The 14362-nt window shown below is 62.2% G+C and carries 11 protein-coding genes and 1 riboswitch; of the genes, 6 read left to right on the plus strand and 5 right to left on the minus strand.

Annotated elements, in window-relative coordinates; translation table 11 throughout:
* Window positions 1–23: 23 nt before the first annotated feature.
* From Q1A89_RS09545 to Q1A89_RS09565, 5 genes are all read left to right on the plus strand, one after another.
* Entirely contained in the window at window positions 24–1622 is a 1599-nt protein-coding gene (locus tag Q1A89_RS09545; protein WP_299726825.1) for a glutamate synthase-related protein, read from the plus strand.
* Between the two features lie 108 nt (window positions 1623–1730).
* A complete protein-coding gene (locus tag Q1A89_RS09550) occupies window positions 1731–2891 on the plus strand; it encodes an acyl-CoA dehydrogenase family protein (protein WP_299726828.1) in 1161 nt (386 codons plus the stop codon).
* Between the two features lie 102 nt (window positions 2892–2993).
* On the plus strand, window positions 2994–5012 hold the full coding sequence (locus Q1A89_RS09555) for an acetate--CoA ligase family protein (protein WP_299726831.1): 2019 nt from the start codon (window positions 2994–2996) through the stop codon (window positions 5010–5012).
* A 3-nt stretch (window positions 5013–5015) separates the two neighbouring features.
* Complete coding sequence (locus tag Q1A89_RS09560) at window positions 5016–5624, plus strand: DJ-1/PfpI family protein (RefSeq protein ID WP_299726834.1); 609 nt, start codon at window positions 5016–5018, stop codon at window positions 5622–5624.
* On the plus strand, window positions 5621–6406 hold the full coding sequence (locus Q1A89_RS09565; RefSeq protein ID WP_299726837.1) for a carnitinyl-CoA dehydratase: 786 nt from the start codon (window positions 5621–5623) through the stop codon (window positions 6404–6406). The genes Q1A89_RS09560 and Q1A89_RS09565 overlap by 4 nt, the downstream gene beginning before the upstream one ends.
* On the opposite strand, the gene Q1A89_RS09570 is transcribed toward Q1A89_RS09565, so the two are convergent.
* The gene (locus Q1A89_RS09570) at window positions 6403–7659 is read right to left on the minus strand and encodes a cytochrome c peroxidase (RefSeq protein WP_299726840.1); all 1257 of its coding nucleotides are present in this window, start codon (window positions 7657–7659) and stop codon (window positions 6403–6405) included. The two genes, Q1A89_RS09565 and Q1A89_RS09570, sit on opposite strands and share 4 nt — an antisense overlap.
* A gap of 51 nt (window positions 7660–7710) precedes the next feature.
* Here Q1A89_RS09570 and Q1A89_RS09575 point away from each other — a divergent pair, with 51 nt between their 5' ends.
* Entirely contained in the window at window positions 7711–8181 is a 471-nt protein-coding gene (locus tag Q1A89_RS09575; RefSeq protein WP_299726843.1) for a tetratricopeptide repeat protein, read from the plus strand.
* 100 nt (window positions 8182–8281) lie between these two features.
* Here Q1A89_RS09575 and gcvP read toward each other — a convergent pair whose 3' ends face one another.
* From gcvP to Q1A89_RS09595, 4 genes are all read right to left on the minus strand, one after another.
* Entirely contained in the window at window positions 8282–11125 is a 2844-nt protein-coding gene (gcvP, locus tag Q1A89_RS09580) for an aminomethyl-transferring glycine dehydrogenase (protein WP_299726846.1), read from the minus strand.
* A 16-nt stretch (window positions 11126–11141) separates the two neighbouring features.
* The gene (gene gcvH / locus Q1A89_RS09585) at window positions 11142–11501 is read right to left on the minus strand and encodes a glycine cleavage system protein GcvH (RefSeq protein ID WP_299726849.1); all 360 of its coding nucleotides are present in this window, start codon (window positions 11499–11501) and stop codon (window positions 11142–11144) included.
* Window positions 11502–11517: 16 nt separating this feature from the next.
* On the minus strand, window positions 11518–12639 hold the full coding sequence (gene gcvT / locus Q1A89_RS09590) for a glycine cleavage system aminomethyltransferase GcvT (RefSeq protein ID WP_299726852.1): 1122 nt from the start codon (window positions 12637–12639) through the stop codon (window positions 11518–11520).
* Window positions 12640–12803: 164 nt separating this feature from the next.
* Window positions 12804–12889, minus strand: a riboswitch (glycine riboswitch).
* A 147-nt stretch (window positions 12890–13036) separates the two neighbouring features.
* Complete coding sequence (locus Q1A89_RS09595; RefSeq protein ID WP_299726855.1) at window positions 13037–14359, minus strand: GH1 family beta-glucosidase; 1323 nt, start codon at window positions 14357–14359, stop codon at window positions 13037–13039.
* Window positions 14360–14362: the final 3 nt, after the last annotated feature.

The raw sequence follows: 14362 nt of genomic DNA on the forward strand, positions 1-14362 counted from the left end.
GACGCCCATCAAAGGATGCGATCATGACCCGCTACAGCCTTCTTATTGCATCCGCCGCCCTGACGCTTGTTTGCCTGATCGCCCTGATCTGGTCGGGTTGGATGATCGTCCTGGCCTTGTTCTTTGCGGGCCTGACGGCCCTTGGCATCTACGACGTGATGCAGCCCAGCCATTCAATCCTGCGCAACTATCCGATCATGGGGCATTTGCGATTTCTGTTCGAAGGAATACGGCCCGAAATCCGGCAATACCTGATGGAAAGCGATCAGGACGAAGAACCGTTTTCTCGCGACCAGCGCTCGCTCATCTACCAGCGCGCCAAGGGGGTCGAGGACAAACGCCCCTTCGGCACCCAGCAGCGGGTCTACGATTCAGGTTACGAGTGGATCACCCATTCGGTCGTCCCTCAGCACCTCACGAACCACGATTTCCGCGTCACCATAGGCGGGCCGGATTGCAAGGCGCCTTACGAGGCATCCATCTACAACATCTCAGCGATGAGTTTCGGGTCGATGTCCGCCAATGCCATTCTGGCGCTGAACACAGGCGCCCAAAAGGGCGGTTTCGCCCATGACACCGGCGAGGGCGGGATCAGCCGTTACCACCGTCAGGGCGGTGGCGATCTGATCTGGGAACTCGGATCGGGCTATTTCGGCTGTCGCACCCATGAGGGGCGCTTTGACGTCGACAAGTTCCGCAAACAGGCCAGCGACCCACAGGTCAAGATGATCGAACTCAAGCTCAGCCAGGGCGCCAAGCCCGGCCATGGCGGCGTCCTGCCCGCCTCCAAGATCACCGCGGAAATTGCCGAAGCCCGCGATATCCCCATGGGTCAGGACTGCGTCTCGCCCTCGGCCCATCCCGAGTTTTCGACCCCCATCGAGATGATGCAGTTCATCGGCAAGCTGCGTGACAACGCGGACGGCAAGCCTGTGGGCTTCAAGCTGTGCATCGGCCACCGTCGCGAATTCATGTGCATCGTCAAGGCTATGATCGAAACCGGGATCACCCCCGATTTCATCGTGATCGACGGCAAGGAAGGCGGCACCGGGGCCGCGCCGCTCGAATTTGCCAACCATGTTGGCATGCCGCTGGTCGAGGGGCTGACATTTGCCCACAACACGCTGCTGGGTGCAGGCCTGCGCGACCGGATCAAGATCGGCGCCTCGGGCAAAATCGTGTCCTCCTTTGACATGGCCAAGATGCTGGCGCTTGGGGCCGACTGGGCCAACTCCGCGCGTGGCTACATGTTTGCCATCGGCTGCATTCAGGCGCAGGCCTGCCACACCAACCACTGCCCCGTGGGCGTCGCCACCCAGGACCCACTGCGCCAACGCGCGCTGGTGGTGCCGGACAAGGCCGAGCGGGTGTATCGCTTCCACAAGAATACGCTCAAGGCGCTGGCCGAAATGACAGGCGCTGCCGGTCTGTCCCACCCCAACGATTTCCGCCCCCATCACCTGCTCATGCGTGAGGGCGATCGCAACATGGTCACGGGTCAAGAGGTCTATCCCTACCTGCCTGACGGCTTTCTGCTGCGCGAGGAAGAGGACAAATACGGCTATCTGCACCGCTGGAACCGCGCCCGTGCCGAGGATTTCGAACCTCTCGACGTCGAATAGCGCACACGATTTTGTCTGATCCTGCCCGCGTCCTGTCGGATTTGCCTTGGCATGCCGCGTCCGCTTGGGTTTTGGTGACCTCAGACCACCCCGGACAGGAGCCTCCCCATGCACTTTGGCCTCAGCGACGAACAGGAAATGATCGTCTCGACTGTGCGCAGCTTTGTCGAGCGTGAAATCTATCCCCATGAGGCCGAAGTCGAGCGCACCGGAGAGGTGCCCCACGCATTGGGCGAGGCGATCAAGGCCAAAGTGATTGAGCTTGGGTTTTACGCCTGCAACTTCCCCGAAGAGGTGGGTGGCGCGGGCCTCAGTCATCTCGATTTCACGCTGGTCGAGCGTGAATTGGGGCGCGGGTCGATGGCGCTCACCCACTTCTTTGGCCGTCCGCAAAACATCCTGATGGCCTGCAACGACGATCAGCGCGAACGCTATCTGTTGCCCGCCGTGCGGGGTGAGCGGATGGACGCGCTGGCCATGACCGAACCTGATGCCGGATCGGATGTGCGCGGCATGAAATGCAGCGCTGTGCGATCAGGCGGGGATTGGGTCGTGAATGGCTCCAAACACTTCATCTCGGGCGCGGATCACGCCGATTTCTTCATCGTCTTCGTGGCCACGGGTGTGGACGAGACCGACAAAGGCCCCAAGAAACGGATCACCACCTTTCTCGTGGATCGCGGCACGCCGGGATTCGAGGTGCGCGCAGGCTACAATTCCGTCAGCCACAAGGGCTACAAGAACTGCATTCTGGATTTCGATGACTGCCGCCTGTCCGATGCACAAGTGCTGGGTGAAGTCGATGGCGGCTTTGCAGTGATGAACGAGTGGCTTTACGCCACGCGCCTGACGGTTGCCGCCTTTTCCGTGGGACGGGCACGGCGGTGTTTCGACTATGCCCTCAGCTACGCCGCCGAGCGCAAACAATTCGGACAGCCCATTGGCAAGTTTCAGGGGGTGGGTTTTCAGATCGCCGACATGATCACCGAGATCGACGCCGCCGACTGGCTGACGCTCGCCGCCGCGTGGCGTCTGGATCAGGGCCTGCCCGCCAACCGCGAGATTGCGAGCGCAAAGGTTTACGCGTCTGAAACACTGGCCCGCGTGACCGATGCAACCCTGCAGATCTATGGCGGCATGGGGCTGATGGACGATTTCCCGATCGAACGATTCTGGCGCGATGCCCGCGTCGAACGCATCTGGGACGGCACCAGCGAAATCCAGCGCCACATCATCGCGCGCGATTTGCTGCGCCCGCTGGGGGCTTGATGCGGTTGCGTTCAGGCCATCTTGATATCGCGGGAACGAGGGGTGCTGCCCCTCGCGCTCCCCGTGGTATTTTGGGTCAAAAGAAGATGTGCAGAGATATCCATGCGGGGGCTTGAGCGCCTGTTGCGCCCCCGCTCTATCGCCGTGATAGGTGGCGGCGCGTGGTGCGCGCAGGTGATCGCACAGTCCGAAAAGATGGGATTTGACGGGGCGATCTGGCCGGTACATCCCAAAGCCGCGCTCGTAGCTGGACATGGCGCCTTTCCCTCGCTGGACGATCTGCCCGAAGCCCCCGATGCGGTGTTCATCGGCGTCAATCGCCACACAACCGTGGATGTCGTCGCCCAACTGTCTCAAATGGGTGCGGGTGGTGCGGTCTGTTTCGCCTCCGGCTTTGCCGAGGCGCGGGCCGAGGATTCCGGCGCGCATGACCTGCAGGACCGCCTCGTGGCCGCAGCGGGCGACATGCCGATCCTCGGGCCCAACTGCTATGGCTTCATCAACGCGCTTGACGGCGCGCTGCTGTGGCCCGACCAGCATGGCTGCATGCCTGTGTCAAAAGGTGTGGCGATCCTGACCCAAAGTTCGAACATCGCCATCAACCTCACCATGCAGCAACGCGCTCTGCCCGTCGCCTACGTGGTCACATGTGGAAACATGGGCCAAACCTCACAGGCCGAGATCGCGATGGCCCTTCTCGATGATCCGCGCGTCACCGCCATCGGGTTACATATCGAAGGGTTCGGGGCCTTGCGCCATTGGGAGGCCTTGGCGGCCAATGCCCACGCACGCGGCGTGCCACTGATCGCGCTCAAGGTCGGTGCTTCCGATCAGGCGCAACAGGCTACCGTGTCCCACACCGCGTCTCTCGCAGGCTCGGATGCAGGCGCGCAGGCGCTGCTGGACCGCCTTGGCATCGCGCGTCTGCGCGCCCTGCCCGATTTCCTCGAGACGCTGAAACTGCTGCATGCCTACGGTCCCCTTGGCGGCACGCGGCTGGCCTCGATCAGCTGCTCAGGGGGCGAGGCGAGCCTGATTGCGGACATGTCGCTGGAGACCCCACTGACCTTTCCGTCCCTTGATGAGGTCCAGTCCACGCGGCTGCGCGCGGCGCTCGGGCCGATGGTCGCGCTCAGCAACCCGTTGGACTACAACACGTATATCTGGCGCGACGCAAAGGCGATGGCGCAGGCCTGGGCGGGCATGACCGGAGATCATATCGACATGACCCTGTCGATCGTCGACTACCCCGCCACCGACGCCACCGATTGGACCTGCGCTACGGATGCGGCCCTCAATGTGCGCCGCGAAACAGGCCGCCCCTTCGGCGTCGTTGCCACATTGCCCGAGCTGATGCCGCCAGACGTCGCCGATCAGTTGATGGCGGGCGGCGTCATCCCTTTCTTCGGCCTGCGCGAAGCCTTGGCAGCCATCGCCGCCGCTGGCCCCGCACGTGCCCCCCACGACCTGCCGCTGTGCCTGCCGGGCACCGGGGCAGCGCGCGAAACGCTGGGCGAAGATGCGGCAAAGGCGGCCCTCTCGGCGTATGGGTTGGCCTGCCCGGCCCGCGCGTCCGGCCCGGCGACGGACGCACAGGCCATGTCGCAGGCCCTGACTGCTCCGCTGGCGACGAAGGGGCTGGGCCTCGCACATAAGACAGAAGCCGGAGCGGTGGTTCTGGGCCTTGATCACGCAGACATCGCAGAGGCCGCCACGCGCATCGGCACTCCGGAGATCCTGATCGAGGAGATGGTAACAGACGGCATTGCCGAGCTACTGATCGGCGTGACTCGCGACCCTGCCCACGGCTTTGTGCTGACATTGGGGGCCGGAGGCGTGCTGACCGAACTCCTGCGTGACTCCACATCCCTGCTGCTGCCCGTGGCCGAAGGCGACATCCAATCCGCGCTCGACACCCTCGCCATTGCCCCCGTCCTGCGCGGCTATCGCGGCAAACCCGCCGCAGACCGGAACGCGATCATCCGGGCCGTCCTTGCCATTCAGGCCTACGTCCTTGCGCATCAGGGCACCCTCAGCGAAGTTGAGGTCAATCCGCTGATCTGCACCCCGACCCGCGCGGTGGCGGTCGATGCGTTGATCCGACTGGCAGAGGAGCCATAGCCGATGCGAACACTGGCCGCCGTGCTGTTTGAAGACTTTGAAATGCTTGACCTATACGGGCCACTCGAGATGTTTTCCTTTTTTCGAGATGATTTCGAAATCCGCACAGTGGCTGCACAAACGGGACCCGTCAAAGCGTCGGGCGGGCCAAGCACCTATGCCGAGGATACCTTTGACGACGGGCGCAAGTACGACATGCTGCTTGTCCCCGGCGGTCGCGGCACGCGCAATGTGGATAGTGATGAGACGTTTCTGAAATGGCTGAAAGACCAGTCAGATAGCGCCGAATACACCACATCGGTCTGCACCGGATCGCTGTTGCTCTCCAAGGCAGGCGTGCTTGAAGGGCGATGTGCCACCACGAACAAGCTCGCCTTTGACTGGGTGGTCGACCAGACCAGCGGAGTCGATTGGCAGCGCAGCGCGCGCTGGGTGAAGGACGGGTCGATCTATACCTCCTCCGGCGTGTCGGCAGGCATGGACATGGCACTGGCCGTGATCGAGGACTGCCTCGGCGAAAAACCTGCACAGGACGCCGCCAACTGGGCCGAATACATCCGCAATCCCGACCCCGACAACGATCCCTTTGCCGCCACAGGAGAGCGCACATGACCGACAGCCCGGTAAAGACACGCCGCGAGGGCGCGATCCTCGAAATCACGCTTGATCGCCCCAAGGCCAATGCCATCGATCTGGCCACAAGCGTCGTGATGGGCGACACATTCATGGCCTTTCGGGATGACCCGGATTTGCGCGTCGCGATCATGACCGGCGGGGGAGAGAAATTCTTTTGCCCCGGCTGGGACCTCAAGGCGGCCGCCGATGGCGACGCGGTCGACGGCAATTACGGCGTCGGCGGCTTTGGCGGCCTGCAGGAACTGCGCGACATGAACAAGCCGGTGATCGCCGCCGTGAACGGTATCGCCTGCGGGGGTGGGCTGGAACTGGCGCTGAGTGCCGACATCATTCTGGCCGCCGATCACGCGCAATTTGCCTTGCCGGAAATCCGCTCGGGCACGGTGGCCGATGCGGCCTCGGTCAAGCTGCCCAAGCGCATCCCCTATCACATCGCGATGGAGTTGTTACTGACCGGGCGTTGGTTTGATGTGGACGAGGCGCATCGCTGGGGGCTGGTCAACGAAATCGTGCTCGGCGCTGACCTGATGGAGCGCGCCTGGGACCTCGCCCGCCTGCTCGCCTCCGGCCCACCGCTGGTCTATGCCGCGATCAAGGAAATCGTGCGCGACGCTGAGGATGCCAAGTTTCAGGACGCGATGAACCGGATCACCAAGAGCCAACTGGCCTCGGTCGAACGGCTCTACCGCTCCGAAGATCAGCTAGAAGGCGCGCGCGCCTTTGCCGAAAAGCGCGATCCGGTCTGGAAGGGGCGCTAGCGGATCGGCCCGTCCACGGGCAGGCCGCTGGGTACGGTATCCGGTATGCCCAGCCGGTCCGACTGCGCACTCGCTCCGGTCAGCGCTTTCAGGAATGCGACGATGGCGTCGACCTCGGCGTCACTGATCTCGACGGATGCGCGGTTCAGCACCGCACGCTGCCGCGCCATTTCGCGGCTGTCCTGCCAGACGGCAAAGTCGATCTGTGACAGCCACGGCACCTCGGGCAGTGCGGCCAGTTCCGGCGTCCACGCCTCAAAGGCCTGCTCGGCATCAAGGTGGTGCCGCACGATCCCTTCGAGCGTCGGATAAGCCCCGTTGTGCCCGTAAGGTGCAGTCAGCGCCACATTGCGCAGCATCGGCGTACGGAACGCATAGGCATCCTCCAATCGGTTGCTTTCGCCCATATGCCCCACATCGCGCACCATCGGGTCCCATTGGCGCGTGCGCCCGGGTCCAAAGGGCGGCAGACCCAGCGCATGAAACTCCTGATCGCTCATCAGCGACCCGGCGTGGCAGGCCGAACAGCCCGCGTTGCCATAGAATAGCTCCATCCCCGCGACCTGCTGCGCTGTCAGTGCCGCCGAATCTCCACCCAGATAGGCATCAAACGGGCTGTCAAAACTGGTCCATTCCCAGATCATGAAGGCGCTGAGGGCATTTGCGATATCGGCAATCGTGATGTCGCTGGACGTCTCGATATGCGGATAGGCCGCGGCGAACAGATCGGCATAGGCCGGGATATGGCGCACCCGATCGGTCAGGATCGGCCAGGCGTAATCGATGCGATCATGCACCGCTCCCGCCACTTCGTTTTCCTTCGGGTTACCCGCCATCTCGAATTGGGCGACCAGAGGAAAGATGGCTTGGGCAGCCAGCAGGTTATCAAGACCTTCGGGCAAACGCTCTTCGGCCGGAGAGTTGAACCCGTTCTCATAAGTGTCCGCGATGCTCAGCCGCCCGTCATGGAACATGACAGTCAGGTCACGCGCGCCAAGGTTCCACAACCCCGGCGCGTTGCGCGGGATACGCTTGCGTATGCGATCATCGCCTGTGCCAGCGGTACGCTTGGGGCCCAGCCCCTCGCCCCCTTCACCGATGCCAAGGCTGAGACCATCGCCGGTGCCGAGATCAGGATGGTGGCAGGTGGAACAGGCGATGTTGCGGTTGCCCGACAGGATGCGGTCGTAAAACAGGAGCTGCCCCAACTGCGCTTGCGCCGCGTCGACGGGGATGAAATCATCCGGCCCCAAGGCGCGCGGCAGATCATCGGCGAAGACCGGCGTCGCACTCAGGAGGATGACATGCGCAAACTTGCCATAGCCCTTGTGTTTCTGGCCGCCCCGGCGCTGGCCGAACTGGAACAGGCGCGCGATCTGATGGAGGCCGGCGCGTACAAGGCCGCCTATGACGCGCTCTGGCCCGCCGCCCGTTCGGGCAATGCCGAGGCCGAAGAGTTGATCGGTGTCCTGTACGCCCTCGGCCTCGGGGTCGAGCGGGACGACGAGCGGGCGTTTGAATGGTACCTGCGGGCTTCGATGAAAGGGCATCCGGGTGCGCAATCGGGCGTCGGCTGGTACTACGAGGTCGGGCGCGGCATGCCTGCCCCGGACCTTGTGCGCGCCTATATGTGGTACACCCTTTCCGCCATCGGGGGCGATCCGGACGCCGCGATCAGCCTCGAAGAGGTGGTCAAGAAAATGACGCAGGAAGAGATTGATCGGGCGCATATTCTGGTCGCTGACTACAAGGTGTGGATGTATCCGTTCCGCTGAGTTTGGCAGGGGTTTTGCGGATTGAAAAGCACAACCATGGCACCGTCGCGATCTGCCGGATCACGAACCCCTCCACGACAAATCGCGCCGGGGCCGCACGCTAGCTGGCGATGTCCAGGTACTCCTCCATCGGCGGGCAGGTGCATGTGAGGTTCCGATCCCCCCAGACATTGTCCACGCGGTTGACGGGCGGCCAGTACTTGTCGATCCGAAACGCGCCGGGCGGGAAGCACCCTGTTTCACGCGAATAGGGCCGGTCCCAGTCCTTGACCAGGTCCTCCATCGTGTGCGGCGCGTATTTCAGCGGATTGTGCTCGGGATCGGCAGTACCGCTTTCGATCTCCGCAATCTCCGCCCGAATGGCGAGCATCGCATCGCAAAACCGGTCCAGCTCGGCCTTGGTTTCAGATTCGGTCGGCTCGATCATCAGCGTGCCTGCAACGGGCCAGCTCATGGTTGGAGCGTGAAACCCGCAATCAATCAGACGCTTGGCGATATCATCCACTGTCACATGGGCGCTGTCGGCAAAAGGGCGCGTGTCGATGATGCACTCATGGGCGACTCGACCTGTGGGCCCTTTGTACAGGACATCAAACGCCCCCTCGAGCCGTTTGGCGATGTAGTTGGCGTTCAGGATGGCGACGCGCGTGGCCTGCGTCAGCCCCTCGCCGCCCATCATCAGGCAATAAGCCCATGAGATGGGCAGCAGCGAGGGTGAGCCAAAGGCCGCCGCCGACACTGCCCCTTCGCCCGTATTGGGATCACCCGGAAGGTGCGGGATCAGGTGGGATTTGACGCCAATGGGGCCCATGCCGGGTCCGCCCCCACCATGGGGGATGCAAAAGGTCTTGTGCAGGTTCAGGTGGCTGACATCGCCGCCCAGATCACCGGGACGGGACAGTCCGACCATGGCATTCATATTGGCCCCGTCTATATAGACCTGCCCGCCATGCGCGTGCACGATTTTGCAGATGTCGGTTACGGTTTCCTCGAACACGCCATGGGTCGAGGGGTAGGTGATCATGCAGCCCGCCAGATTTTCGGCATGTTGTTCCGCCTTGGCGCGAAAATCCTCGACATCGATGTCGCCATTGGCCGCCGATTTGACCGGCACAACCTTCCAGCCGACCATCTGGGCCGAGGCCGGATTGGTGCCATGGGCGGACATCGGGATCAGGCAGATGTTGCGATGATCCTGCCCTTTGGCGCGGTGATAGCCGGCTATCGACAACAGGCCTGCATATTCGCCCTGCGCGCCGGAATTGGGCTGCATCGAAATCGCATCATAGCCGGTCACGTCGCACAGCTTGGCCGACAAATCGTCGATCATTTCCATATAACCCGCCGCCTGATCACGGGGGACATAAGGATGCAAAAGCGAGAATTCATCCCAGGACACCGGCATCATTTCCGCGGCCGAGTTCAACTTCATTGTGCAGGACCCCAGCGGAATCATCGCGCGATCAAGGGCAAGGTCGCGATCCGCCAACCGGCGCATATAGCGCATCATTTCGGTCTCGGCCCGGTTCATGTGGAACACCGGGTGGGTCAGATAATCCGAGGTGCGGATCAGCTTTTCCGGCACGTGGTAATGCGGGGTGTAGTCCTTGTCCTCGCGCTCGATCCCAAAGGCACGCCAGACGGCTTCGATGGTGGCGGGGCGCGTGCGTTCATCCAGCGTGATGCCCACTTGAGTGGTGCCGACAGCGCGCAGGTTGATGCCCTCATCCACTGCCGATTTCATCACGGCCGCCTGCAGCGGGCCAACCTCAACCGTGATCGTGTCGAAGAACGTCGCCGGACGCACATCAAAGCCTGCGTCCTTGATCCCTTCGGCCAGCCGCGCCGTTTTGCGATGGATGCGTTGGGCAATCGCCTTGAGGCCCTGGGGGCCATGAAACACCGCGTAAAACCCGGCCATCACGGCCAGCAGCGCCTGCGCCGTGCACACATTCGAGGTCGCCTTTTCGCGCCGGATATGCTGTTCGCGGGTTTGCAGAGACAACCGGTAGGCCCGGTTGCCGTGACTGTCGATGGACACGCCCACCAACCGGCCCGGCATCGACCGGGCATAGTTCTGCTTGGTCGCCATATAGGCCGCGTGCGGGCCGCCATATCCGACGGGCACGCCAAAGCGCTGCGTGCTGCCGACAGCAATATCGGCCCCCATCGCCCCCGGTTCCTTCAGCAATGTCAGCGCCAGAGGGTCGGCGGCGACAATGCCGATGGCTTGGGCCTCGTGCAGCCTGGCCATCTCGGGCGCGAAATCGCGCAGGTGCCCATAGGTCCCCGGATATTGAAAGATCGCGCCAAAGACGCCGCTGGCATCCAGATCATCGGGTTTGCCAACCTGCACCTCGATCCCCAATGGGGCCGCGCGGGTCTTCATCACAGCGATGTTCTGTGGATGGCAGTTTTCGTCGATGAAGAATCCTCTGACCTTCGTCTTGGCGACCCGTTGGGCCATGGTCATCGCTTCGGCGCAGGCCGTCGCCTCGTCCAGCAACGAGGCGTTGGCAATCTCCAGCCCCGTCAGGTCGGACACCATTGTTTGAAAGTTGAGAAGTGCTTCGAGACGGCCCTGCGAAATCTCGGGCTGGTAGGGCGTGTAGGCCGTGTACCAGGCCGGGTTTTCAAAGATATTGCGCTGAATGGCGGGTGGCGTGACCGTGCCGTGATACCCCTGCCCGATCAACGAGGTCAAAACCTTGTTCTTGGAGGCCACGACCTTCATGTGATGCAGCAACTCGCGCTCTGACATAGGTTTGCCGAAATCAAGCGGGTCGGCCTGCCGGATCTTGGCCGGCACCGTGTCCGTGATCAGCGCGTCCAGATCGTCCGCCCCCACCACGTTCAGCATTTCGGTCATTTCGGCAGGCGAGGGTCCAATGTGACGTCGATTGGCAAAGTCATAGGGCAGATAGTCGGTCGGGGTGAAGGTCATGTTTGGCTCCGCAGTCTCAGGCGATCATTGCGTTATAGGCGGCTTCGTCCATCAGGCCGTCCATCTGCGAAGGATCAGATGGCTTGATCTTGAAGAACCAGCCCGCGCCGGTCGCATCTTCGTTCGCAAGCGCTGGATTTTCGGCAAGGGCGGTGTTTACCTCGATAATTTCACCGTCAATCGGGGCCATGATGTCCGAGGCGGCCTTGACACTTTCGATCACCACCACCTCGTCGTCCTTGGCCACTTCGGCGCCGACATCGGGCAGTTCGACAAAGACGATATCGCCCAATTGGGTTGTGGCATGTTCAGTGATGCCAACCACCACAACGTCGCCCTCGGGGCGCAGCCATTCATGCTCTTCTGTGTATTTCATGTTTAGTCTCCGTCAGTTAGCGTTTGAAATTTGCAGGAATGAAGGGAAGCGAGGTGACCGTCAACGGCAATCGCTTGCCGCGCAACTCGCCAAAAACCGTGGTTCCGTTTGCACAGTGCGCGACCGGCAGATACCCCATCGCAATGGGTGCACCGACCGTGGGCCCAAAGCCACCGGATGTGATCGCGCCGACCGGATCATCGTCATCGGCCTGCGCAAACAGGGCCACGCCCTCGCGCATCGGCGCACGCCCCTCGGGCAGAAGGCCAACGCGTTTGCGCGTCGCACCATCGGCAAGCTCGCCCAGAATGACGTCTGCACCGGGAAAGCCCCCGGCCCGATCACCACCCCTGCGCCGCACCTTCTGGATTGCCCAGCTCAGCGCGCCTTCGACAGGGGTCGTGTCGGTGTTGATGTCATGCCCGTACAGGCACAGCCCGGCCTCAAGACGCAGGCTGTCGCGCGCGCCAAGACCGATGGGTTCGACATCCGCGTGGGCCAGCAGCGCCTGCGCCAGCACCTCGGCCTGTGCGGTTGGGACGGAAATCTCGTAACCGTCTTCGCCGGAATACCCCGAACGTGACACCCAGCACTCCGCCCCGGCCAGCGACAGCGTGGCCACATCCATGAACCGCATATCGGCGGCGTTCGCATCCAATGTCGACAAGACAGCCTCGGCGGCGGGACCCTGCAGGGCCAACAGCGCGCGATCCGTGACTTCGGTGACGGTGACGCCGCTCAGACTGGCGTTCATATAGGCGATGTCATCCGCCTTGCAGCCCGCATTCACGACCATGAACACGTGATCTCCGCGGTTGGCCAGCATCAGATCATCCCGGATGCCGCCCTCCGGATTGGTAAAAAACCCATAACGCTGCCGATCAACTCCAAGACCAAGGATATCGACCGGAATAATCCCCTCAAGCGCCGTGGCGGCAGCCTGATAGTCGACCCCCCTGACAATCACCTGCCCCATGTGGCTGACATCAAACAACCCCGTCTTGCTGCGGGTGTGCAGATGCTCTTGCAGGACCCCCATCGGGTATTGCACCGGCATGTCGTAGCCAGCAAAAGGCACCATTTTGGCACCGAGTGCGACGTGAAGCTGATGCAGCGGCGTATGAAAAAGGTCAGTCATCGAAGGCCTCTACTTGTCTTGGGCCATTCGGAAATCTGGGATTCCTGCGGCACCACCAAAGCGTGAAAGCACAAGCCTTCACGCGTGATGCCCCCTCTGTACGTTTGCCTGAGATCGCTATCCCTTCGGCGGGCACAAATTACATGCCACTCTCCAGAGTCTTCACATCAACGTCGGTCCGTTTGCCTGAGAGTTTCCGGGGCGGTTGCTCCTTCGGCACCAACGTCCTTGGTTCTCCCAACGTCGATGCGACATCCTTGCTTGTTAATGGCTGACAGGCAAGCGATTTGTCTCTGCGCCATACGAGCGGGTACGCTGACCGATCGGCGTCATTATCCTACAGGTTTGTAATTGCAGTTATTTCTGCAGGTCGCAGGGTTGCCTCTTCACGCAGGAACTACCGCGCCAGCATGTCCTTGAACGCGTGCCAGGACGCTTTGGGCGTCCGTTCCAGCGTGTCAAAATCCACATGCACCATGCCAAATCTCTTCTCATACCCCAGCGCCCATTCGTAATTGTCCAAGAGTGACCACGCCATGTACCCCTTGACGGGTACGCCCTTGGCGATGGCGTCACGCACGGCAGACAGATGGCTGTTGAAATAGGCGATGCGGGCGGGGTCATCCACGGTGCCATCGACCCGCTGGTCGGCATTGGACATGCCGTTTTCGGTCACATAGATCGGCAGATCACCAGTGTAGTCGCGCGCCGTGCGCACAAGGAAATCATGCAAGCCTTGGGGATAGACCTCCCACCCCATCTGGGTTTTTTCCAGCGGTCCCTCAACGGCATGCAAATGCGGCCATGGACCATCATTTCCGGCCAGCAAAGAGCGCGTGTAGTAGTTGATCCCGGCCCAGTCAAGCGGCGCGGTGATGGTCGCAAAATCATCCTGCCAGCCTTGCGGCAGATGCGGTCCAAGTGCGGCGACCAGCCGGTCGGGATAGGTGCCTTTGAACGCGCCGGACACAAAGAAATGATTGTAATAGTCGTCATAAAGGGCCGCCGCCTCGACCGACGCGGCGCTGTCATCCGCCGGGGCCGCCCATTCCATGTTGAACACAGCACCAAGGTTCATGACCCCCATGCCGCGCATCCGCTCGATCGCCGTGCCATGAGCCAGCAGCACATGATGCATCGCGCGGGCGGTGGCGCGGATGTCGCGCAGGCCCGGCGCGTGCTGGCCCAGAAAATGGGACAGCCATGACACGCACCAGAATTCGTTGATCGTGGCCACCGAATACATCCGGTCTCCAAGTCGGCCCATCACGCATTCGGTGAAATCCCCGAACCAGCCCGCGATGTCGCGATTGCGCCAGCCGCCCTGATCGGCCAGCGCCGAGGGCAGTTCCCAGTGATACAGCGTCGCCATCGGCTTGAGGCCACGTTCCAGCATCGCATCCGTCAGCCGGTCATAGAAATCGAGGCCCTCGGGATTGACCGTGCGCCCATCGGGCATCACCCGCGCCCAGCTGGTGGAAAAGCGGTAAGCGTCAAAGCCCGCATCGCTGAGCAGATCGAGATCGCTGGCATAGCGGTGATAGTGATCGCAGGCCCGGGCCCCGTCTTCGGCACGAACCACATTGCCGGGTGTCGCGGCAAAATCGTCCCACATGGCACGCCCGGCCCCGCCGAACCCGTGGCCCTCGATCTGGTAGGCAGAGGTGGCGGCCCCGAACAGAAAACCGTCGGGGAAATCGGAACGGGCATGGGTCAGCATGGG

This window comes from uncultured Tateyamaria sp. (assembly GCF_947503045.1).
Taxonomy (GTDB): Bacteria; Pseudomonadota; Alphaproteobacteria; order Rhodobacterales; family Rhodobacteraceae; genus Tateyamaria.

What these genes read in the sequence shown, in the direction of transcription:
- Q1A89_RS09565 (WP_299726837.1), top strand. Translation starts at nt 5,621, where the DNA reads ATGACCGACAGCCCGGTAAAGACACGCCGCGAGGGCGCGATCCTCGAA.
- Q1A89_RS09545 (WP_299726825.1), top strand. Translation starts at nt 24, where the DNA reads ATGACCCGCTACAGCCTTCTTATTGCATCCGCCGCCCTGACGCTTGTT.
- Q1A89_RS09595 (WP_299726855.1), bottom strand. Translation starts at nt 14,359, where the DNA reads ATGCTGACCCATGCCCGTTCCGATTTCCCCGACGGTTTTCTGTTCGGG.
- Q1A89_RS09560 (WP_299726834.1), top strand. Translation starts at nt 5,016, where the DNA reads ATGCGAACACTGGCCGCCGTGCTGTTTGAAGACTTTGAAATGCTTGAC.
- Q1A89_RS09550 (WP_299726828.1), top strand. Translation starts at nt 1,731, where the DNA reads ATGCACTTTGGCCTCAGCGACGAACAGGAAATGATCGTCTCGACTGTG.
- gcvH (WP_299726849.1), bottom strand. Translation starts at nt 11,501, where the DNA reads ATGAAATACACAGAAGAGCATGAATGGCTGCGCCCCGAGGGCGACGTT.
- Q1A89_RS09575 (WP_299726843.1), top strand. Translation starts at nt 7,711, where the DNA reads ATGCGCAAACTTGCCATAGCCCTTGTGTTTCTGGCCGCCCCGGCGCTG.
- gcvT (WP_299726852.1), bottom strand. Translation starts at nt 12,639, where the DNA reads ATGACTGACCTTTTTCATACGCCGCTGCATCAGCTTCACGTCGCACTC.
- gcvP (WP_299726846.1), bottom strand. Translation starts at nt 11,125, where the DNA reads ATGACCTTCACCCCGACCGACTATCTGCCCTATGACTTTGCCAATCGA.
- Q1A89_RS09555 (WP_299726831.1), top strand. Translation starts at nt 2,994, where the DNA reads ATGCGGGGGCTTGAGCGCCTGTTGCGCCCCCGCTCTATCGCCGTGATA.